This is a genomic window from Streptomyces sp. NBC_01267 (genome assembly GCF_036241575.1).
Taxonomy (GTDB): domain Bacteria; phylum Actinomycetota; class Actinomycetes; order Streptomycetales; family Streptomycetaceae; genus Streptomyces.
This window is the reverse complement of the sequence record NZ_CP108455.1, coordinates 7,145,429-7,165,119: the sequence shown is the minus strand read 5'-3', so window position 1 is coordinate 7,165,119 and position 19,691 is coordinate 7,145,429. Positions and strand designations below refer to the sequence as shown.

General features: G+C 70.5%; 15 protein-coding genes. 6 read left to right on the top strand and 9 right to left on the bottom strand.

Annotated features, from left to right (window positions below):
• Positions 1-14: 14 nt before the first annotated feature.
• On the top strand, positions 15-923 hold the full coding sequence (locus tag OG709_RS32090; RefSeq protein WP_250302981.1) for a transketolase family protein: 909 nt from the start codon (positions 15-17) through the stop codon (positions 921-923).
• Positions 924-966: 43 nt separating this feature from the next.
• Here OG709_RS32090 and OG709_RS32085 read toward each other — a convergent pair whose 3' ends face one another.
• From OG709_RS32085 to OG709_RS32060, 6 genes are all read right to left on the bottom strand, one after another.
• Entirely contained in the window at positions 967-2,157 is a 1,191-nt protein-coding gene (locus OG709_RS32085; RefSeq protein WP_250302980.1) for a Gfo/Idh/MocA family protein, read from the bottom strand.
• Between the two features lie 64 nt (positions 2,158-2,221).
• Positions 2,222-4,405, bottom strand: coding sequence for a right-handed parallel beta-helix repeat-containing protein (locus OG709_RS32080; protein ID WP_250302979.1), 2,184 nt, complete (start codon positions 4,403-4,405; stop codon positions 2,222-2,224).
• Positions 4,402-5,862: a M1 family metallopeptidase gene (locus tag OG709_RS32075; RefSeq protein WP_329168625.1), complete on the bottom strand. Its 1,461-nt coding sequence runs from the start codon at positions 5,860-5,862 to the stop codon at positions 4,402-4,404. Before OG709_RS32075 ends, OG709_RS32080 begins: the two co-directional genes overlap by 4 nt.
• Positions 5,859-7,532, bottom strand: coding sequence for an extracellular solute-binding protein (locus tag OG709_RS32070; protein WP_308409497.1), 1,674 nt, complete (start codon positions 7,530-7,532; stop codon positions 5,859-5,861). Before OG709_RS32070 ends, OG709_RS32075 begins: the two co-directional genes overlap by 4 nt.
• A gap of 90 nt (positions 7,533-7,622) precedes the next feature.
• Positions 7,623-8,483 (bottom strand): carbohydrate ABC transporter permease, encoded by an 861-nt coding sequence (locus OG709_RS32065; RefSeq protein WP_250303148.1) that lies wholly within the window; start codon positions 8,481-8,483, stop codon positions 7,623-7,625.
• A gap of 85 nt (positions 8,484-8,568) precedes the next feature.
• Complete coding sequence (locus tag OG709_RS32060) at positions 8,569-9,570, bottom strand: ABC transporter permease (RefSeq protein ID WP_250302973.1); 1,002 nt, start codon at positions 9,568-9,570, stop codon at positions 8,569-8,571.
• Positions 9,571-9,910: 340 nt separating this feature from the next.
• Here OG709_RS32060 and OG709_RS32055 point away from each other — a divergent pair, with 340 nt between their 5' ends.
• The 5 genes from OG709_RS32055 to OG709_RS32035 all read left to right on the top strand — a co-directional run bounded on the left by OG709_RS32055 (position 9,911) and on the right by OG709_RS32035 (position 18,148).
• The gene (locus tag OG709_RS32055) at positions 9,911-10,897 is read left to right on the top strand and encodes a hydroxyacid dehydrogenase (protein WP_250303147.1); all 987 of its coding nucleotides are present in this window, start codon (positions 9,911-9,913) and stop codon (positions 10,895-10,897) included.
• 65 nt (positions 10,898-10,962) lie between these two features.
• A complete protein-coding gene (locus OG709_RS32050) occupies positions 10,963-12,057 on the top strand; it encodes a LacI family DNA-binding transcriptional regulator (protein ID WP_250303146.1) in 1,095 nt (364 codons plus the stop codon).
• 153 nt (positions 12,058-12,210) lie between these two features.
• Entirely contained in the window at positions 12,211-13,638 is a 1,428-nt protein-coding gene (locus OG709_RS32045; protein ID WP_250302971.1) for a M60 family metallopeptidase, read from the top strand.
• 37 nt (positions 13,639-13,675) lie between these two features.
• On the top strand, positions 13,676-16,114 hold the full coding sequence (locus OG709_RS32040; RefSeq protein WP_326693622.1) for a polysaccharide lyase 8 family protein: 2,439 nt from the start codon (positions 13,676-13,678) through the stop codon (positions 16,112-16,114).
• Between the two features lie 165 nt (positions 16,115-16,279).
• Complete coding sequence (locus tag OG709_RS32035; protein ID WP_250302968.1) at positions 16,280-18,148, top strand: DUF2264 domain-containing protein; 1,869 nt, start codon at positions 16,280-16,282, stop codon at positions 18,146-18,148.
• A 33-nt stretch (positions 18,149-18,181) separates the two neighbouring features.
• Here OG709_RS32035 and OG709_RS32030 read toward each other — a convergent pair whose 3' ends face one another.
• From OG709_RS32030 to OG709_RS32020, 3 genes are read right to left on the bottom strand one after another with little or no spacing between them, the layout of a single operon-like run.
• On the bottom strand, positions 18,182-18,751 hold the full coding sequence (locus OG709_RS32030; protein ID WP_250302966.1) for a GAF domain-containing protein: 570 nt from the start codon (positions 18,749-18,751) through the stop codon (positions 18,182-18,184).
• Positions 18,748-19,341, bottom strand: coding sequence for a GTP-binding protein (locus OG709_RS32025; RefSeq protein ID WP_250302964.1), 594 nt, complete (start codon positions 19,339-19,341; stop codon positions 18,748-18,750). The genes OG709_RS32030 and OG709_RS32025 overlap by 4 nt, the downstream gene beginning before the upstream one ends.
• The gene (locus OG709_RS32020) at positions 19,319-19,690 is read right to left on the bottom strand and encodes a DUF742 domain-containing protein (RefSeq protein WP_250302963.1); all 372 of its coding nucleotides are present in this window, start codon (positions 19,688-19,690) and stop codon (positions 19,319-19,321) included. Before OG709_RS32020 ends, OG709_RS32025 begins: the two co-directional genes overlap by 23 nt.
• Position 19,691 lies beyond the last annotated feature (1 nt).

The window sequence follows — 19,691 nt, the reverse complement described above, 5'->3', positions numbered from 1 at the left end:
AGAGGTAGTCAGTCATGGACACCATGCGTGAGCGGTTCGTCTCCACCACGGCGCAGCTGCTGGACGAGGACCCCCGGGTCGCCGTCGTACTGGCCGAGATCACCAGCGACGGATTCGCGGGGGCGGCGCAGAAGCACCCGGACCGGGTGGTCAATGTCGGGATCCGGGAGCAGCTGCTGATCGGTGCGGGCGCGGGGATGGCGCTCACCGGGATGCGTCCCGTCGTGCACACCTTCGCCAGCTTCCTGGTCGAGCGGCCCTTCGAGCAGGTCAAGCTGGATCTCGGCCATCAGGGGGTCGGTGCGGTCCTGGTGAGCGCCGGAGGCTCGTACGACTGGCCGGCCGGTGGTTTCACCCACATGTCACCGGCCGATGTGGCGCTCATCGACACGCTCGACGGCTGGACGGTGCATGTGCCGGGCCATCCCGACGAGGCCGAGACCCTGCTGCGCCACGCCGTGGCGGGTGACGATCGCGTCTACGTACGGCTGTCGTTGCAGGCCAACCACCGGCCGCGCCCGGTCGCCGGGGAGGGATTCAGCACCGTGCGGGAGGGCCACGGCGGCGTCGTGATCGCGGTCGGCCCGATGCTGGACGCCGTCCTCGAAGCGACGGAGGGGATCGATGTCACCGTTCTGTACGCGACGACCGTGCGGCCCTTCGACGACGCGGCGCTGCGCTGGGCGGCGGGCGCCCCGGACCGGGCCGATGTGGTACTCGTCGAGCCCTACCTCGCCGGTACCTCGACCGCCGCCGCGAACGACGCCCTGGCCGACCTCCCCCACCGGGTGCTGGGGCTCGGCGTCGGGCGACGTGAGCTGCGGCGTTACGGGCAGATCGACGACCATCTGACCGCCCACGGCCTGGACGCGGCGTCGCTGCGGCGGCGGATCACGGAGTTCCTGCCCCACGCCGCGGGATGACGACCGGCCGGGCGGCTGAGGAGTCCGGCGCGGCGGACCCGGGTTACGAGGACCGTTCCTGGCCGCGCTCGAAGTAGTCCGTCAGCTCCTTCGCCAGCGGGGTGACCCGGCGCGGGGTCCCGCCGTCCCGGAGCGAGTCCGTGGCCTGGACGCCCGCCGCGACGGCCATCCGGGCGGCGACCGGCGAGGTGTCCGTGGTGCCGCCCTCGCGTACGAACCGTACGAACTCGTCGATCAGCAGCGGGTCGGCCCCGCCGTGCCCCGCTTCGTCCTGCGCCTCCGGGACCGGATGGATCTCGTCGGCGTCCTCGCGGTAGACGGAGCGGCGGGTGTTCCAGACCTTGACCTGGCTGCCGGGGCCGTCGCCGAAGTTCTCCAGACGGCCCGCGTCACCGATCACGGTGTAGTTGCGCCAGTAGTCGGGGGTGAAGTGGCACTGCTGGTAGGCGGCCAGTACGCCGTTGTCCAGCCGCATGTTGAGGAGGGACACGTCCTCGATGTCGATGACGGGGTTCAGGGCGCGCTGGGTGTGCGGCGGCCAGTGGCCGTCCTTGGTGTACCAGTCGGCGGCCTTGGGCTCGCCGGGCTCGCGGCGGTGCGGGTTGTCGCCGTAGACCATCAGGTCGCCCATGGCCTGGACGTCGCGGGCGTACCCTCCCGCGAGCCAGTGCAGTACGTCGATGTCGTGGGCGGCCTTCTGGAGCAGCAGCCCGGTGGTGTGCTTGCGCTCGGCGTGCCAGTCCTTGAAGTACCAGTCGCCGCCGAAGCCGACGAAGTGCCGGACCCAGACGGTCTTGACCTCGCCGATCGTGCCGCGTGCGATGAGGTCCCGCATGAGGCGGACGACCGGCATGTGGCGCATGTTGTGGCCGATGTAGAGCCGGGTTCCGGTCTCGTACGCCGTGCGGAGGATCTCGTCGCAGCGCTCGACGGTGATGTCGAGGGGCTTCTCCACGAAGACCGGTTTGCCCGCGCGCAGCGCCTCGCAGGCGAGGTCGGCATGGGTGTGGTCGGGGGTCAGGACCAGGACCGCGTCGATGTCGGGGTCCTCGATGACCCTGCGGTGGCCGGACGAGATCAGAGCGCCGGGGAAGGCCAGGGCCGCCTCCGTACGGGCTGCCGGGTCGGGGTCCGCGAGTGCGGTGACACGCGAGCCCGCTCCTGGGCGGTGGGCCGTGCGGGCGATGCTGCCGCGCAGGCCGTAGCCCAGGACGCCGATACGGAGGTCGGACATGGCACTTCCTTCTTTCAGGACTTCTTTCAGGACTTCTCCCGGGACTTCTCCCGGGACTTTCGTGTCACGGATGGACGGCGACCTCGGCCAGCCCCACCCGTCCGGTCCCGGTGAGCTGGATCCTTACGTACCGGGTGTCGGTGTCCAGGTCCAGCAGCGTCGGGTGCAGCGCCTTGCCGCTGACGTGGACCGTCTTCCTGTCGGTACGGACGTCGAAACCGGCCGTGGTGGTGGACGCGTCGTTCCAGATCTCGACCCGGCCGACGTGCCGGACGGATCCGAGGTCCACCTGCCACCAGGCGCCCGGCTCGGAGAGCGTACGGGTGTCGGTCGTGGTGTCCCCGTCGACGGCGAGCTGCGCGGTGCCCGCCCCGTCCGTGGACGACTGCGAAGCGGTGCCGGTGCGGGCCAGGTCCGGGCTGAGCTGTTCGACCGCACCCCCGTGGGCGCCCGCTGCCGCGGCCACCTTCAGTGCCGCGGCCGGGAGCCGGTCGAGGCGGGTGTGGTTGTCGGTCATCGTCGAACCGGTGCCGGCGATGGGCGGGGTGTCGGTGTCGGTCCAGTTCCCTCGGGCGGTGTTCTGGATGCCGTAATCGGCCCAGTTGGAGACCCACTTGTAGCCCAGCCTGGTCAGCACGTTGTTCTCGACGGTCAGGTACGAGGACTGCTCGTCGAGGTAGATGCCGTTGCCGTCGCGCTCGGTGTTGCCGTAGGCGGAGCGGTTGATGTAGTTGCCGGAGATCACCGAGCCGGGCTGGGCGCCCTGGGTGTAGATCGCGCCGCCGTCGTGCTGCGCGTCCTTGACCTGCATGACGTTGGTGATGCGGTTGTCCGTGATCCGGTTGTCGCGCAGCACCGACTTCTGGGACTCGGGCTGGTTCCAGCCCCAGCCCACCGAGATGCCGGAGTACGGAAGCTGGTCGAGGGTGTTGTGGTCGACGGTGAGCCCGGCTTCGTAACCCGCCCACACAGCGGCGGCGTCGGTGTACTCGACGCCGGCCCGGGTGACCGTGTTGTACGAGAAGGTGTTCCGCTCACCGGCCAGCGCGGGGGCGGGCACCGGCTCGGTGTCGCCGATGTAGGCGGCGCCGGACGACAGGTCGGTGAAGTCGGAACGGGTGATCCCCGAGTCCTTGGTACCGGCTTCGAGGGTGACGCCCGCCCCGCCGAGGTGGGTGAACGACGCCCGGTCGACGGTGACATGACGACCGCCGTCGACGGTGAGCGCGGCGGACGGCTTGGTGTAGTAGCGGCCCGCGTGGTCGACGGGACCGGTGGCTCCGGTCAGGGTCAGCCCGGCCTGCATCCCGGCGTATCCGTCGTCGGTGTCGGGCTGCCGGTAGGCGGCGTACGCGAAGCCGATCCCCTGGATCCGGACGTCGTGCGCGCCGTGGACGGTCACCAGCTGCTCGGTGGAGGGCGTGACGGCCGTGGCCCGGCGCATGTCCTCGCCCTTGCGCGGCAGGTACGTCACGGTGTGCGCGGCCGAGTCGCGGACGAACTCGCCCGGCTGGTCGAGGAGTTCGGGTGCGTTCTCGAAGAAGGCCACACCCGAGTAGCGCGTGGAGTCCACGGTGGTGGTGTCCCAGGCGGGTCCGGTGCGGTCGGTGCCGCTCGCGGAGTTGGTCCAGCAGGGCTGGGCGAAGGTCAGCTTGTCGCCGCTGACCCCGGCGATCCGGCAGTGGTAGTTGCGCCAGCGGACCTTGATGACGGCTTCGGCGTCGGTGGGCCGCTTCCAGTGCGCGATCCCGGTGGCCTCGGCCCCGGTCATGCCGTCCTTGGTCGCGTCACAGACGTCTGCCGTGCAGGCCTCACCGCGGGCGGGGGTGGCCCGCACGCCGTTGACGAAGAGCTGGCGCGGGGTGACGCCGTCGGGGACGCGGGCGGTCCAGGTCCCGTTCCGCGCCTTGGTCCAGCCGGTGATCGCGACGCCGCCGGAGAGGACCGGGTGCGCGCCGGGCGCCGCGGTCCAGGTGGTGCCGGAGTCGGCTGCGGTGAGTTCCAGGGCCGCGCCGCGGGTGTACGTACCGCCGGCCAGCTGGACGGTCACGTCACCGCCGTGGACGGTGCGCGCCGTGTCCCTGGCACCGTCCAGGGAGCAGGGGCGGCTGTGGGTGCAGGCCGATCCCTTGCCGTCCGGTGCGGCGTACAGGACGTGCTGGTGTGCGGGGCCCGCGGCCTGGGCGACCGGCGCGGTGGCGATCAGCGCGGCGACGGCCGCGAACGCGGTGGTGATACGGCGGTTCATACGTTGGCCTTCCAGTCGGGGTGGCCCGGCATCGGCGGGTTGGTGGCGCCGAACAGCCAGTCGCGCAGGAATCGGTCCAGGCCGCGGTCGCCCGTGACGTCGACCACGTGGCGGATGAACTGTTCGCTGGTGTACGTGGAGTCCTTGAACCGCTTCACCCACTCGCGCATGATCCGGTCGAACTTCCGCTGCCCGACCTGCTGGTTGAGTGCGTACAGGACGAGAGCTCCGCCGTCGTAGATGTTCGCGCCACCGAGGGCCTTGGGCAGACCGGGCGGGCCGTCGGCCGCGCGGACCGCGTCCAGGGTCGCGTAGGTGGCCTTCATCTTGTCCGCGACGACCGACCAGCCGCGCTCCTCGCCGTACACGGCGGCGTAGTAGGTGGCGGGGCCTTCGTTGAGCCAGGCCTGCTGCCAGTCGTGCGGGGTGACGGAGTCGCCGAACCACTGGTGGGTCATTTCGTGGACCATGGTGGTCTCGTACGTCGGGTTGCCCGTGGCGTTGGGCTTGAACCAGTTGGTCCCCATGAGGGTGAGGGTCTGGTTCTCCAGGGCGTCCGTGTAGCCGTCGTAGATGTGGACGCCGTAGGTGGAGAACGGGAAGCGGCCGAACTTCGCCTCCAGCCAGGCGAGATGGTCGGCGGTACGGGCGACGACCGGCGCGTACGTGTCCTCCTGGCCCTGCGGCACGATGTGGCGCAGCGGGAGCCCGGTGTGGCTGGTGCCGTAGAGGTAGGTGCCCTTGACGACCGCGATGCCGAGCAGTTCGGTGGGCATCCGCTCGCGCAGCGCGAAGTGCCAGACGGCCGAGCCGTCGGCGCGCGGGGTCCGGTGCAGCAGTTCACCGTTGGCCGCGGCCACATAGCCCTGGGGGGCGCTGATGTGGAAGGCCCAGGTCGCCTTGGAGGACGGAGTGTCGTTGCAGGGCAGGAAGGTGTCGGCGCGGGAGGACTGGGCCGCCGACGCGAAGCCGCCCTCGCTGCCGAAGACCCAGCCGGTGAGGCCGAGGCGCTTGGCCTTGCCGTTGCCGTGGTAGCGGACCTCCACGGTGAACGGCCGGTGGTTGTGCAGCGGCCGGGCCGGGGTGACCGTCAGTTCCTGGCCGCTGCTGCCGGGCGACAGCTCCCACCCGGCCCGGTGGCCGTCGACGGTGACCGCGTCGATGGTGTGGCCGTCGGTGTCCAGGTTGAACGCGGACAGGTCCTGGGTCGCCCTCGCCGAGATCTTCACGACACCGGTGAAGTCGTAGGTGACCGGGGTGAAGTCGAAGGTCAGGTCGTAGTGCGAGACCTCGTAGCCGCCGTTGCCGAGGGTCGGGAACAGCGGGTCGCCGACGCCGGCCGAGCCGGGCTCCGGGTCGAAACCGCGGGCCAGGGCGGGCGTGCCGAGTACGGGTACGGCGACGGCTGCGGCGACCGCCGCGCCGCCGAACTGGAGGACCGAGCGTCGGGTCGTCACTTCTTCCCCTTCTGAACGGCCTCTTCGAACTCACGGCGGGCCTGTTCGGCGCCCTTCGCCAGGTGTTCCTTGGTCAGCTGGTCGTAGTACGACATGGGCTTGCGGCCGGACACGATGTCCTTGAGGCCGTCCAGCTTGAGGGTGTAGAGGCTGCCGTAGCCCTTGGAGTCCCAGGTGGGCGAGGAGACCTTGAGGGTCGGGTCCTGCTCCATGATCGGGATCATCTTGGCGTACGCCTCGTGGACGTACCGGACGCCGGTCTCGGTGTCCGCGCTGAACACCGCGGGGACCGCCGAGGCGAACATCTTCCAGGGGACCGTCACGTCCTGGCTGCCCTGCTTGGTGAGCACCGGGTTGCCCTTGGCGTCGCGGGTGAAGTCGGTTCCCTCGACGCCGTAGTTGATCAGCGTGTACTCCTGGCTGCCGAACGGCGAGGCGGCGAAGTCGGCGAGCGCCAGCAGTTGCTTGACGCGGTCGGCGGACGCCTTCTTGATGTGGGTGTTCTGCAGGGCGACGTTGTCCATCCAGGCGATGGCCTTGCTGCCGAACGGGGTGATGGGCCGCGGGTCGTACTTCTTGTCGACGGCGGCCATCGCGGCGACGTAGCCGGTGCTCGGGGTGGTGTACGACGGCATGCCGTCGTACACGTAGGCGCCCTTGCCGTTCTTGAACATGTCGGTGTACTGGGACTTCTGCGCCCCCGACATGCCGATCGTGCCCGGGTAGTAGCAGCCCGCCTTGTAGAGCTTGCGGGCCGTCTCGATGGCCAGGCGGTACTCGTCGGTCTCCAGGTCCGTCACGAACTTGCCGGTCTTCGGGTCCATGCGCCAGTCCTTCGGCGCACCCGCGGACATGGCGAGGAGGTTGTTGGCGCCCGCGATGATGGCGTACTGGTCCTTCTTGGGGCGGGTCAGCTCCTTGCAGACCTCGACGAACTTGTCCAGGTCGGTGATCTGGTCGAGGCTGGAGATGCCGACCTCGGCGAAGAGGTCGTGACGGTAGAAGCCCACACCGCCCGTTCCCATCCGGGAGATCGGGATGCCGAACAGCTTCCCGCCGAAGATGGCGCCCTGCCAGGCCGCCGCCGGGATCGCGGCGAGGTTGGGGTAGTCGCTGACCTTGTCACCGGAGAGGAACGGCGTCAGGTCGGCACACTTGGCCTCGAAGAACGCGGCCCTGTTGTCGACGCCGCCGGTCTCCGGGTACATGAAGAGGTCGGGCAGCGTGTCGCTGGCGACCATCGTGGTGAACTTCGTGGAGTAGTCGTCGGTCGGCACCGCCGTGACGTCGACCCGCCCGCCGAGCAGCTTCTCGATCGCCTTCCAGGCCGCGTTCTTGCCGCGCGCCGCGGGCGGCGGGGAGAACGTCTCCATCGCTGCCGAGATCGGCTTGGCGCCCTTGAGGGGGCTGCCCTTGGTGGCGCGCAGCGGCGTGGCCGGGTACTTGAAGAAGGCCTGCGGGACGCCCGCGGCCGTCCCCGGCAGGTCGGGCTTGAGGCCGATGTTGCGCACCGTGGTGACCGGCAACAGGCCGGCGCTCTTGACCTCGGCCTTCGCGGCCGTACCGCCGTCGCCGCAAGCGGCGAGCAGCGGGGTGGCGGCGAGGCCGAGGCCTATGCCCGCGCCCATGCGGAAGAGCGTTCTGCGGTTCATCGGAGTGGAGCTCGGCACGGACATCTCCTTGAGAGAAGGGAGGGAAGGCCGGGGGGTGGCGGGTATGGCGGTGTGGCGGGTGTGGCCGGTGGTGTGACGGAGCGGGTCTCAGCCCTTGATGGCGCCGGTGAGCACGCCCTTGGTGAAGTAGCGCTGGACGAACGGGTAGACCAGCAGGATCGGTACGACGGCGACCACCAGGACGCCCATTTGCACGGCCTCCTGCGGGGCGACGCTCTCACCGGCTGCGGCGCCGCTGAGGCTCTGGCCCTGGAGGACGAAGGTGCGCAGCACCATGGGGAGCGGCCACTTGTCGGAGTCCTGGAGGTACAGCAGCGAGTTGAAGAAGGCGTTCCAGTACGCGACGGCGTAGAAGAGGCCGACCACCGCGATGACCGCCTTGGAGAGCGGCAGGACGACCTGGAGCAGGATGCGGAAGTCCCCGGCGCCGTCGACGCGCGCGGCGTCGTACAGCTCTTCAGGCAGGTTCATGAAGAAGGCCCGCAGGACGACCAGGTTGAACGCGCTCATCAGCGTCGGGATGACCAGTGCGGCGTACGTGTTGTAGAGGCCCAGCTGGTTGACCAGGAGGAAGTTGGGGATGATGCCCGCGTTGAAGAGCATCGTGAAGAGCGCCGTCATCAGGATGAAGCGGGAGCCCGTGACATTGCGGCGGGAGAGCCCGTAGGCCATACCGATGGTGGCCAGCAGGCTGGCGGCGGTGCCGAAGACCGTGATGCCCACGCTCACCAGCAGGGCCCGGGTGACGACCCCGCCGGTGAAGATGGTCCGGTAGGCGTCGAGCGTCGGGTGCTTCGGCCACAGGACGAGTCCGGTGGACTTGATGATGTCGGTCTGCGAGGCGAAGCTCGTGCCGATCACGCCGAGCAGCGGGTACGCGACGGCGACCACCACGAGGACCAGCACGATGCCCTTGCCGGTGAGGCCGAGGCGGGTCGGCCGCTCCATCCACGGCGGGCGGCCGTCGGAGGGCCTGATCCGGGGCGCCGCCGTGGCGGGCACGACTGCGTCGGGCGCCTTCACCGGTGATTTTTCAGCTGTCTGCACCGCGGTACACCCCTTCGTGGCCGAGACGGTGGGCGAACTTGTTCGCGCCGAGGACGAGGACGGTTCCCACGACGGCCTTCACGAGGCCGACGGCCGCCGAGATGCCCCACTGGTTGTCCTTGATGCCGTGGTAGTAGACGTAGGTGTCGAGGACTTCACCGGAGCCGGGGCCGACCGCGTCGCGCTGCAGCAGGATCTGCTCGAAGCCGACGGACAGGATCTGGCCCAGGTTGAGGATCAGCAACAGGATGATCACCGGGGCGATGCCGGGAAGCGTCACGTGCCAGAGCCGGCGCCAGCGGCCCGCGCCGTCGATCGCGGCGGCCTCGTACTGCTGCTTGTCGATGCCCAGCAGCGCGGCGAGGATGATGATCGTTCCCCAGCCCGCGTCCTTCCAGATGGACTGGAGGGCGATCAGCCAGGGGAAGGCGTTCGGGTCGCTCATCATGTCGTAGCGGGGCAGCCCCATGTCCGCGAGGAGGCCGGGCAACAGGCCCGCTCCGCCCAGGACTTGCTGGAAGATCGAGACGATGATGACCCAGCCGATGAAGTGCGGCAGGTAGACCACGCTCTGGATGAACCGGCGGAGCTTGTCACTGACGATGCTGTTCAGCAGCAGGGCGAGTGCGATCGGTACCGGGAAGAAGAAGATCAGCTGGACGAAGGCGATCTCCACCGTGTTCCCCGTCGCCGACCAGAAGGCCGGATCGGCGAAGGCGTTGGTGAAGTTGGCGAAGCCGGTCCACGCGCTGTGCATGTATCCGAGATACGGCTGGTAGTCCTGGAAGGCGACCATGTAGCCGAGCAGCGGAATGTAGTGGAACACCACGAAGTACAGGAAGCCGGGCAGGGTGAGCAGCAGCATCACCTTGTCGCGCTTGATCCGCTGCCACAGGGACAGCCGACGCTGGGCAACGGCGGGTGGAGACGATGCTTTGGACTTCCGGCGCCGCTTGTTCAGCGGCAGCGGAGGTGCTGTTTCAGCCATGGTGCAGTCCTGTTCGGCGGGATGACGAAGAGCGGAGCCTTCTGCCGCCGCAACGTAGTAAGCGGTTAACCCCAGCGTCAAGAGATCGGAAGAAACGACTGCGTTACGCGATGTTTCTACGAGCAAGATCAACCAGCCATATGACCAAATAGGCCCTTGAACAGGGCAGATCGCCGAGCCGATCGCTTGACGTCCGGCAGGTTCAATCCCTAGCGTGCGGCCAATCCATAGAACGCGTTTACTGTCCGGAGGCAGGGTGCGAACCACCGACGAGGCACCGGCCCAGACCGGTACGGACATGCCCGATCCGCCCCCGCGGCGGCCTCGGACCGTACTGGCCATGGACCCCGGACTGCTCGACGACGTCTTTCCACCACGGGTGAGGACCCGGCTGGAGGAGTCGGCCGATCTCCACCCGCCCTATGTCATCAAGGAGTTCCACTCCCCGGAGGCGGTCGATGCACTCGCCCGCGCCGAGGTGCTGCTCACCGGCTGGGGCTGCCCGCCCATCGACGCCTCACTGCTGGAGCGGGCGCCGGAACTGCGCGCGGTGATCCATGCCGCCGGCACCGTCAAGACCTTCCTCGCCCCCGAGGCGTACGAACGCGGGATCGCCGTCTCCTCGGCCGCCGAGGCCAACGCCGTGCCGGTCGCCGAGTTCACCCTGGCGGCGATCATCATGGGCGCCAAACGGGCCTTCCCGCTCGCCCACCTCTTCCGCACCCGCCGCACCCACCGCACCTCCGCCGACCTCGACCGGCAGCACTGGATCGGCACCCACGGGCTGACCGTCGGTGTCGTGGGCGCGTCCCGGATCGGCCGCCGGGTGATCGAACTGCTGCGGGTGCTCGACGCCGAAGTCCTGCTGTACGACCCGTACGTGAGCGCGGCCGAGGCCGAGCTGCTGGGCGTGACGTCCACCGATCTCGACACGCTGATGGCCACCAGCGACGTGGTGACCGTGCACGCGCCCGACACCCCCGCGACCCGGCACCTGCTGGACGCGCGGCGGATCGGGCTGATGCGTCCCGGCACGCTGCTGGTCAACACCGCGCGGGGACGGCTGGTGGACACCGAGGCGCTCACCGGGCACCTGGTGAGCGGGCGGCTCGACGCCGTACTCGATGTGACGGATCCCGAACCCCTCCCCGGCGGCCATCCGTTGTGGGACCTGCCGAACGTCTTCATCACCCCGCACATGGCCGGAGCCCAGGGCAACGAGGTCGGCCGGCTCGGCGCGCTGGCCGTGGACGAACTGTCCCGGTACGCCCGCGGACTGCCCTTCAATCACCCGGTGCACCTCGCGGACTTGGAGCGGATCGCGTGAACATCCCCACCTCACCGGGCGGTCTAAACTCGACGGCACTGAACGAGAACCAGGGGGTGGGCCGGATGCGCCGTCAGAGTTCGGCCCGGGAGAGCCGTCGCCGCGCGACCGTCACGGACGTGGCGCGGGTCGCGGGCGTGTCGACCGCGACCGTGTCACGGGTGCTCAACCGCAACTACCCGGTGGCCGCGGCGACCCGTGAGCGGGTCGAGGAGGCGATGCGCGAGCTGGGGTACGTCGTGAACGCGCACGCCCGCGCCCTCGCCGGGGTGTCCGGCCGTACCGTCGGGATCATCGTCAACGAGCTCATCGACCCCTTCTACGCGTACATCGCCCGCGGCGTGGAGCGGGAGGCCAGCCTGGGCGGCCGGCTCTGTCTGGTGTGCTGCGCCCAGGGTGACCCGAAGCGCGAACTGGCCTTCATCGAGCTGATGCACGAGCGGCGCGCCGACGCGGTGATCGTCGTCGGCGGCAGCGTGGCCGACCGTACGTACACCGCCGAACTGGCCCGCAGGGCACAGGAGCTGGACGCGAGCGGGTCGAAACTCGTGCTGTGCGGGCGGCCCGCACTCGGCGAGCAGGCGCTGAGCGCGGCCGTGGAGTACGACAACGAGGGCGGCGCGTTCGCCGTCACCGACCATCTGCTGACGCAGGGCCATGAACGGATCCTCTATCTCGGCGGCGCTCCGGGGCTCTCGACCAGCCGCGACCGGCTGGCCGGGTACCGGCGCGCACTGCACCAGCGGGGCATCGCGCGCGACCCGGAACTGGAGCAGCTCGAATCGTTCAGCCGGGCCTTCGGGCACCGCCGGACGGCCGAACTGCTCAAGGACGGGCCGGACTTCACCGCGGTCTTCGCGGCGAACGACAACGTCGCCACGGGTGTGGCCCAGGCCCTGGAGGAGGCGGGTGTCCGGGTGCCGCAGGACATGTCCCTCGTGGGGTACGACGACATTCCGGTGGCGCAGCAGCTGCGTCCGCGGCTGACGACCGTGCACATCCCGCTGGAGGAGATGGGGCGGCAGGCCGTACGGCTGGCCGTGTCGAGCGACGACGAGGACAACTGGCGCGAGCCGACCACCGGGGTCATCCGGCTCGGGACGCACCTCGTCGTACGCGATTCCGTGGCACCGCCCTCCGGACGCGGCCGTCGGACCTGATTCCGGGGTGACCGCTTACTACGGTCCTGTCCCCAGTTGGCCATAGTAAAAGACAGTAACTTCTCGGACCCTCTTGCGGGTTGATAGCAACCGCTTACATGCTGACGCGCAGTTCGCACACCACTTCGCCACCTCTGCCACACGGGAGTCCGGATGCGCCCTGCCCACCTGCCCGCCACCACCCCCGTCACCGCCCCCACCGCCGCCCCCACCGCCTTCAGCCGCCGCTCCGCGCTCGCCGCGCTGGTGGGCGCGGGCGCGGTCACGCTGCTCGGCGCGGGCACCGCGTCGGCCCACGGGCCGGCGGACCACGCCACTCACCACTCCGGCGGTGACACGCTGCTGCTCACGGCGTTCCCCGACGCGGAGACCGAGCGGCTGCGGCTCGACCGGTCGCTGCGCGCCAGCGAGTTCATCCCCACCGGCCACTACGCGGCGCCCGGCACCGAGGTCACGGTGCAGGTCCGGCCCTCGCACGGGGTGCTCCCCGTCCTGCACATCGGCACGTTCGACGACTACAACGAGAACGTGGCGCTCAAGACGCCGCGTACGTTCCCGCTGCACGCGGGGCGCAACACCGTCTCCGACAGCTACGGCGGGCCGGTCTATCTGAGCTTCGCGGGTCACGGTCAGCGGGCCGAGTTCACCTTCGTCTCCGGCACGGTCCGGATGGCGGGCTTCGAGCTGGGGCGCACCACCGAGGCCGAGTTCCAGAAGCAGCTGGACACCCTCACCGAGGTGCCCTGGGTCGAACTGACCACCGAGCACGCGATCCTCACGCTGACCCGGGAAGGCGCGCTGCTCTACCGCGACGAGGACCACGCCGCGCTGCTGCGGCTCTTCGACACCATCATCGACTCGCACAACAGGATCAGCGGTCTGGACGGGTCGACGGCGCTGAACCGCCCCAAGGCGGGCCGCTACCACTTCAACGAGGTGAGCATCGTCCCCAAGGGGGTCGGCGCCTACGCCTGGCACGGCTTCAACGGCTTCCCCCGCGCCTACATGGACCGGCTCTGCACCGTCACCGGACTGCGCACCCGGGGCTGGGGGCTCTACCACGAGCTCGGTCACCTCAACCAGCAGGCCGCCTACCAGGCGGGCGGACTCACCGAGGTCACCGTCAACATCTACTCCCTGGCCGCCCAGCGCACCCTCGGACAGCCGTCGAACCTGCTCACCAAGGACGCCACCACCGGTCTCAACTGGTTCCAGTCGTCGGCGCCCAAGCTCGGTGCGCCCGGGATCGCGTACGAGACGACGTTCGGCCCGTACGAGCAGCTCGTCCCACTGCGCCAGCTGGAGCTGGCCTTCGGCGACGACTTCTGGCCGAAGCTGCACAAGCTGGTCCGCACCGAGCACCAGCACGACGCCCCGGTCGAGGACTACGACCACGACCCCGCCCTGGAGGCCAGGCAGTACCGGGCGCTCTCCACCTACGCGAGCCGGGTCGCGGGCCACGACCTGACCGACTTCTTCGTGAACAAGTGGGCCTTCCCCATCGACGCCACCGGGATCGCGGAGATCGCCGCGCTCCGGCTGCCCGCGCCGCCCGTCGACCCCAGCACGCTCAGCGACTGACGCCCGCGCACCGCCTGCCGAACGGAAAGGAACAGCCATGGATCTGCCACGCTCCGCCCTCAGCCGGAGAACTCTGCTGGCAGCCGGCGCGGCCTCGGCCGTCGTTCCGGCCCTCACCGGGGCCGCGAGCCCCGGAGCCGCGCGGACCGCCGGGACCTCCGCCAGGGCCGCTGCCGCTGCCGACGCCACCGATGTGTACGAGACCCTGCTGGCGCGGTCCGAACAGCTCATCACCGGGGGCGACTTCGACCCGGCCGACCCCGACTTCGCCACCGCGCTGGCCGCCCTGGACTCCTCGGCGACCGGCTTCTGGAACCAGCTGGACCGCAGCGCCGGTCGCACCACGCTCTGGGCGGAGTACACGCCCGTCACCGACCCGGGAATGTTCGGCCAGAGCTACACCCGGCTGCGCACGGTCGCCACCGCCTGGGCCACCCCCGGCACCGGCCTCAGCGGCAGCGCCGAGGTGGCGGACGCACTGGTGTCCGCGCTGCGCTTCCTGCGGGAGACGGCGTACAACCAGGACAAGCACGAGAGCGGCAACTGGTGGTTCTGGGAGATCGGCGCGCCGCGCGCGCTGCTGGACTCCTGTGTGCTCCTGCGGACCCGCATCCCGGCCGACGAGCTGACCGCCCAGCTGGCGACCGTCGAGAGGTTCGCACCGGACCCGGACCGCCGCACCAACTCCCCCACGCTGGCCGAGACCGGTGCCAACCGCGCCGACAAGACCGTCATCGTGGCGCTGCACGGGCTGCTCGCCCGCGACCCGGCGAAGGTCGCGCTGGCCCGCGACGGCTTGTCGGACGTGCGGGACGACGGACGCAACAGCCTCTTCCAGTACGTCACTTCGGGCGACGGCTTCTACGCGGACGGTTCGTTCGTCCAGCACGACGCGGTCGCCTACACCGGGTCGTACGGAGTGGTGCTGCTCGGCGGGGCCGCCTACCTGTCCGCCCTGCTCGCCGACTCCCCCTGGGCGATCAGCGATCCGCAGATCTCCGTGATGTACGACGCGGTCGACCGGACCTTCTCGCCGGTGATCTTCGACGGGCTGATGATGGACGCGCTGCGCGGGCGGGCCATATCGCGTGAGCGGGCCGTGGACCACACGGACGGCGCCACCGCCGTGTCGAACATCCTGCTGCTGGCGAGCTCCGCGCCCGCCGACCGGTCCGCGGGGTGGCGGGCGACCGTCAAGGGCTGGATCCAGCGCAATCGCACCGACCCGTATCTCGGACTCGTCGGGATTCCGCAGATCGCACTCGCCAAGGCGCTGCTCACGGACCGGGGCGTCGTGGCCGCGGACCGGCTGACCGGGCACCATGTCTTCGCGGACATGGACCGGGTGGTGCACCGGCGGCCCGGCTGGTCCCTGGCGCTCTCGCTCTCGTCGAAGCGGATCGCCGCCTACGAGGCGGGCAACGGCGAGAACCTGCACGGCTGGTACACCGGCGACGGTATGACCTACCTGTACACCGGTGACGATCTCGGGCAGTTCGGGGACGGGTTCTGGCCGACGGTCGATCCCTACCGGCTGCCGGGCACCACGGTGGACACCGGTCGGCGCGCGGACATCACCGCCGGGGGGTACCACCTGCCGGAGAACAGCATCGCGGGCGGCGCGGTGCTCGACGGCCGCTACGGCGCCGCGGCCATGGAACTGCGCGCACAGGCAAGCAGCCTGACGGCCCGTAAGTCATGGTTCCTCGTCGACAACGCGGTGATCGCACTCGGCGCGGGCATCACGGCCACCGACGGCCGCCGGGTCGAGACCGTCGTGGAGAACCGCAATCTGCACGCGTCCGGCACCGCCCAGCTGCTCATCGACGGCGAGCGGCAGCCGGGCCGGCAGGGCTGGAGCGGCAGCTTCGACAGGGCCCGCTGGGCCCATCTCGACGGCGTCGGCGGCTACGTCTTCCCGTCCTCGGGTACGTCGCTGCGCGCCCTGCGCGAGGAGCGCACCGGGAAGTGGAGCGACCTGGACACCGGTGCGGACACCGCCGGTTCGACGACACCGGTCACCCGCCGGTACGCGACGCTCTGGCTCGATCACGGCCTCTCCCCCACCGGCGCGTCGTACGCCTACGTCCTGCTGCCCGGTGCCTCGCCGAGCGCCACGGCGTCCTGGGCGCGCTCCCGGCCGGTGCGTGTCGTGGCGAACACGGCCACCGCGCAGGTCGTCGAGGTCCCCCGCGACGGACTGACCGCGGCCACCTTCTGGCAGGCCGGGACCGCCGCCGGCCTCACCGCCGACGGCCCGGCGTCCGTGCTCGTACGCCGCCACGGCCACGGCGTCTCGGTCGCGGTGGCCGACCCGGGGCACAGCCTGAGCACGCTCACGGTCGAACTGCCCTCCCCCGTACGGAGGGTGACCCGCGCCGACAGCACGGTGAGCGTGGCCACCGGCCGCCGGCCGGTCCTCACGATCGCGGTCGGCGGCTCGCGCGGCCACACGCACACCGCCGAACTCGGCTGATCCCGTGACGTCTTCGTACCGGAGGGGACCTTCCCCCTCGACGCCGCCGAGAGCGCCGAGATCGCCGCCCTCCGACCGCACGACCCGCCCGTCGCCACCGGCGCACCGTCCGACGCACCGGCGTCGGATTCGTCAAGTGCCGGACTCACAAGGAGCATGACCCGGATGACCTCGCCCTTCCTCCACCTTCCCCCGACCGACCGTCTGCTGTCCTCGCGTACCGGCTGGACCCGCGCCCACTGGGAGGCCCTCGCCGACCGGATGCTGGACGCGCTCGTGCCGTACGCGACGCCGGGCTTCGCCCAGTACCGGCTGCCGGGGCGCGGCAGTTGGTCCGGGGTGGTGTCGGACGGTCTCGAAGGGTACGCGCGCTCGTTCCTGCTCGCGGCCTTCCGGATCGCCGGTGCGGGCGGGGACGTCGATCCCCGTCTGGTGGAGCGCTACGCACAGGGTCTGGCCACGGGCACCGATCCGGATTCGCGTGAGGCATGGCCGAAGCTCACCGAGTGCTCCCAGCAGATGGTCGAGGCGGCGTCGGTCGCCGTGGCGCTGCACGAGACCCGCCCCTGGATATGGGACAAGCTGGACACCCGGGTCCAGGAGCGGGTCGTGGACTGGTTCTCCGGCTTCGTCGGGCACCGCACCTGGGACAACAACTGGCGGCTGTTCCAGGTGGTGTCCGAGCAGTTCCTGGCCTCGGTCGGCGCTCCGTACAGCCAGTCGGACATCGACGGCGGTCTCGACAGGATCGAGGACTGGTACGTCGGCGACGGCTGGTACACCGACGGCGACGGGCGGAACTTCGACTACTACATCGGCTGGGCGCTCCACCTGTACCCGCTGCTCTGGTCCCGGATGGCGGGCGAGGATCCCGAGACGGGCCGTACCAAGGTCTACCGGGAGCGGCTCGGCCAGTTCCTCGACGGCTACCAGCACTTCTTCGGTACGGACGGCGCCCCCGTCCACCAGGGACGCTCCCTCACCTACCGGTACGCGGCCCTCGCCCCGGTCTGGATGGGCGCCCTGGCCGACTGCACACCGCTCTCCCCCGGCCGCACCCGCCGTCTCGCGTCCGGCACCATGCGGCACTTCGCCGAGCGTGGCGTGCCCGACGAGCGCGGGCTACTTACTCTCGGCTGGTACGACACGTTCCTGCCCACCACCCAGCCGTACTCGGGGCCCGCCTCCCCCTACTGGGCGTCCAAGGGATTCCTCGGGCTGCTGCTGCCGGCCGACCACCCCACCTGGACGGCGCGCGAACAGGCCCTGCCCATCGAGGAGTCGGACCAGTACACCGCGCTGCCCGCGCCCGGATGGCTGCTGCACGGCACCCGGGACGACGGCATCGTCCGTCTCGTCAACCACGGCAGTGACCACAATCCGCCGCAGGGCGAGGGGGAGGACGATCCGCACTACGCCACGTTCGGCTACTCCACGGCGACCGCCCCCGAGTCGGCGCCCCATGCACGGGAGCGGGCGGTGGACAACCACCTCGCGCTGATCGGCCCGGACGGCACACCGTCCCGCCGCCGCCGGATCCACCCGCTGACCTGTTCGGGACGGACTGCCTCCTCCTGGTACGAGGACGCCGGTTCCCGGGTCGAGACCACCAGTGTGCTGCACGGCCCGTGGGAGATCCGGGTGCACCGGGTGGACGCCCCGGCGGGCGTGACCGTACGGGAAGGGGGCCACCCGGTCGCGCACCGGGAACGCCCGCAGGCCGAGGAGGGCTCCGGCCGGGCCCTGGCCCGTACCGCGGACGGGCTGACCAGCGCGCTGGTCGGGCTGTACGGCTGGGACTCCGGGGAGGCCTCGGTCGCCCGCGACGTCCAGGCCAACGCGTACGGCCCGCACTCCGCGACGCCGTGCCTGACCCGGACCGAGCACCCCGGCGGGCGGAGCGTGCACGTCTCTCTCGTCGCGCTCTCCCGCGACACGGTGCACCCCCGCGCGCTCCAGGAGTCCGTCTCGGTGGCGGTCGCGGAGGATTCGGTCACGCTGACGTTCCCGGACGGGACCAGCGTCAGCGCCTGACCGGGAGAGGCCCCGGCGGCCGGCGGCGGACCGTCAGATCCCACCGTCCTCACGGCGGTGGATCTGCGCGACGAGTTCCGCCGCCGCCGCCTTGATCGTCTCCAGGCCGGCCACCCCCCACCGTCTCGGCACCGTGTCGACCACACAGACCGCGCCGAGCGCGGTGTCCGTGCGGTCGATGAGCGGCGCGCCCAGGTAGGAGCGGATCCCGATCTCGTCGACCACCGGGTTCCCGGCGAAGCGCGGGTAGTCGCAGACGTCCTCCAGGACGAGTGCCTTGCGGCGGGCGACCACGTGCGGGCAGTAGCCGTGGTCGCGGGCCATGACGCGGTTGATCCCGCAGGCCGCCGCCACCGCGCTCAGGTCGCTGCCGGAGTGAGTGCCCGCCGGGGTGTGCAGCCCGGCGAAGAACTGCCGGTTCGCGTCGATGAAGTTGACCATCGAGTACGGCGCTCCGGTCAGCTCGGCGAGCCGTCGTGCGAAGTCGTCGAAGGCCGGGTCGGGGTGCTGTCCCAGGCCGAGCCTGCGCAACCGCCGGACCCGATCGGGCCCTTCCCGGTCGACCGGGGTCAGCAGGAGCCGTCCTGTCGGGTCGTACGTCATGGGTGGACTCCGTGGTTCGTTGCGGGCGTGATGTCGAGCAGGTGGCCCACGAGCGTGACCAGGGTCCGGACCCCTGAACTGGCGATACGGGCGTCGCACAGCACCACGGGGATGTCCGGATCGAGGTCCAGCGCGGCGCGGACCTCGTCCGGTCCGTAGCGGAACGCGCCGTCGAACTCGTTGACGGCGACGACGAATCCGATGCCCCGCTGTTCGAAGAAGTCGATCGCTCCGAAGCACTCCGTGAGGCGGCGGGTGTCGGCGAGCACCACGGCCCCGAGGGCGCCTGCGGAGAGTTCGTCCCACATGAACCAGAAGCGCTCCTGGCCCGGTGTGCCGAAGAGATAGAGCACGTGCTGCGGGTCGAGGGTGATCCTCCCGAAGTCCATGGCCACGGTGGTGGTGGACTTGGACTCGACCCCCTCCAGGCTGTCCGTCTGCTCGCCCGCCTGGGTGAGCATCTCCTCCGTACTCAGCGGTGAGATCTCACTGACCGCTCCCACGAAGGTCGTCTTGCCGACCCCGAAGCCACCCGCGACGAGGATCTTCAGCGCGGTGGGGAAGAGATCAGAGCCGTCGTCGTAGGCCATCGAGCACTGCCTCCAGCAAGGAAAGGTCGGTGGGGTCTTCGTCGGGGCGGGGGGCGCGCGTGGTGACCGCCCCGCAGTCCATCAGGTCGGAGAGCAGCACTTTGGAGACGACCACGGGCAGCCGCAGATAGGCGGCGATCTCCGCCACCGAGGTGGGCCGCTCGCAGAGCCCGAGGGTCTGCGCGTGTTCCGGGCCGAGGTGGGCGGGCAGCACCACCCCGGTCGCCATCACCTGGGACAGCAGGTCGAGTTCGGCGGTGGGGCGCGTGCGGCCGTTGCTCACGGCGTACGGGCGGATCAGCCGCCCGGCGGCCTCGTCGAGCCAGGGGCTGTCCTGCGGGAACGGCACG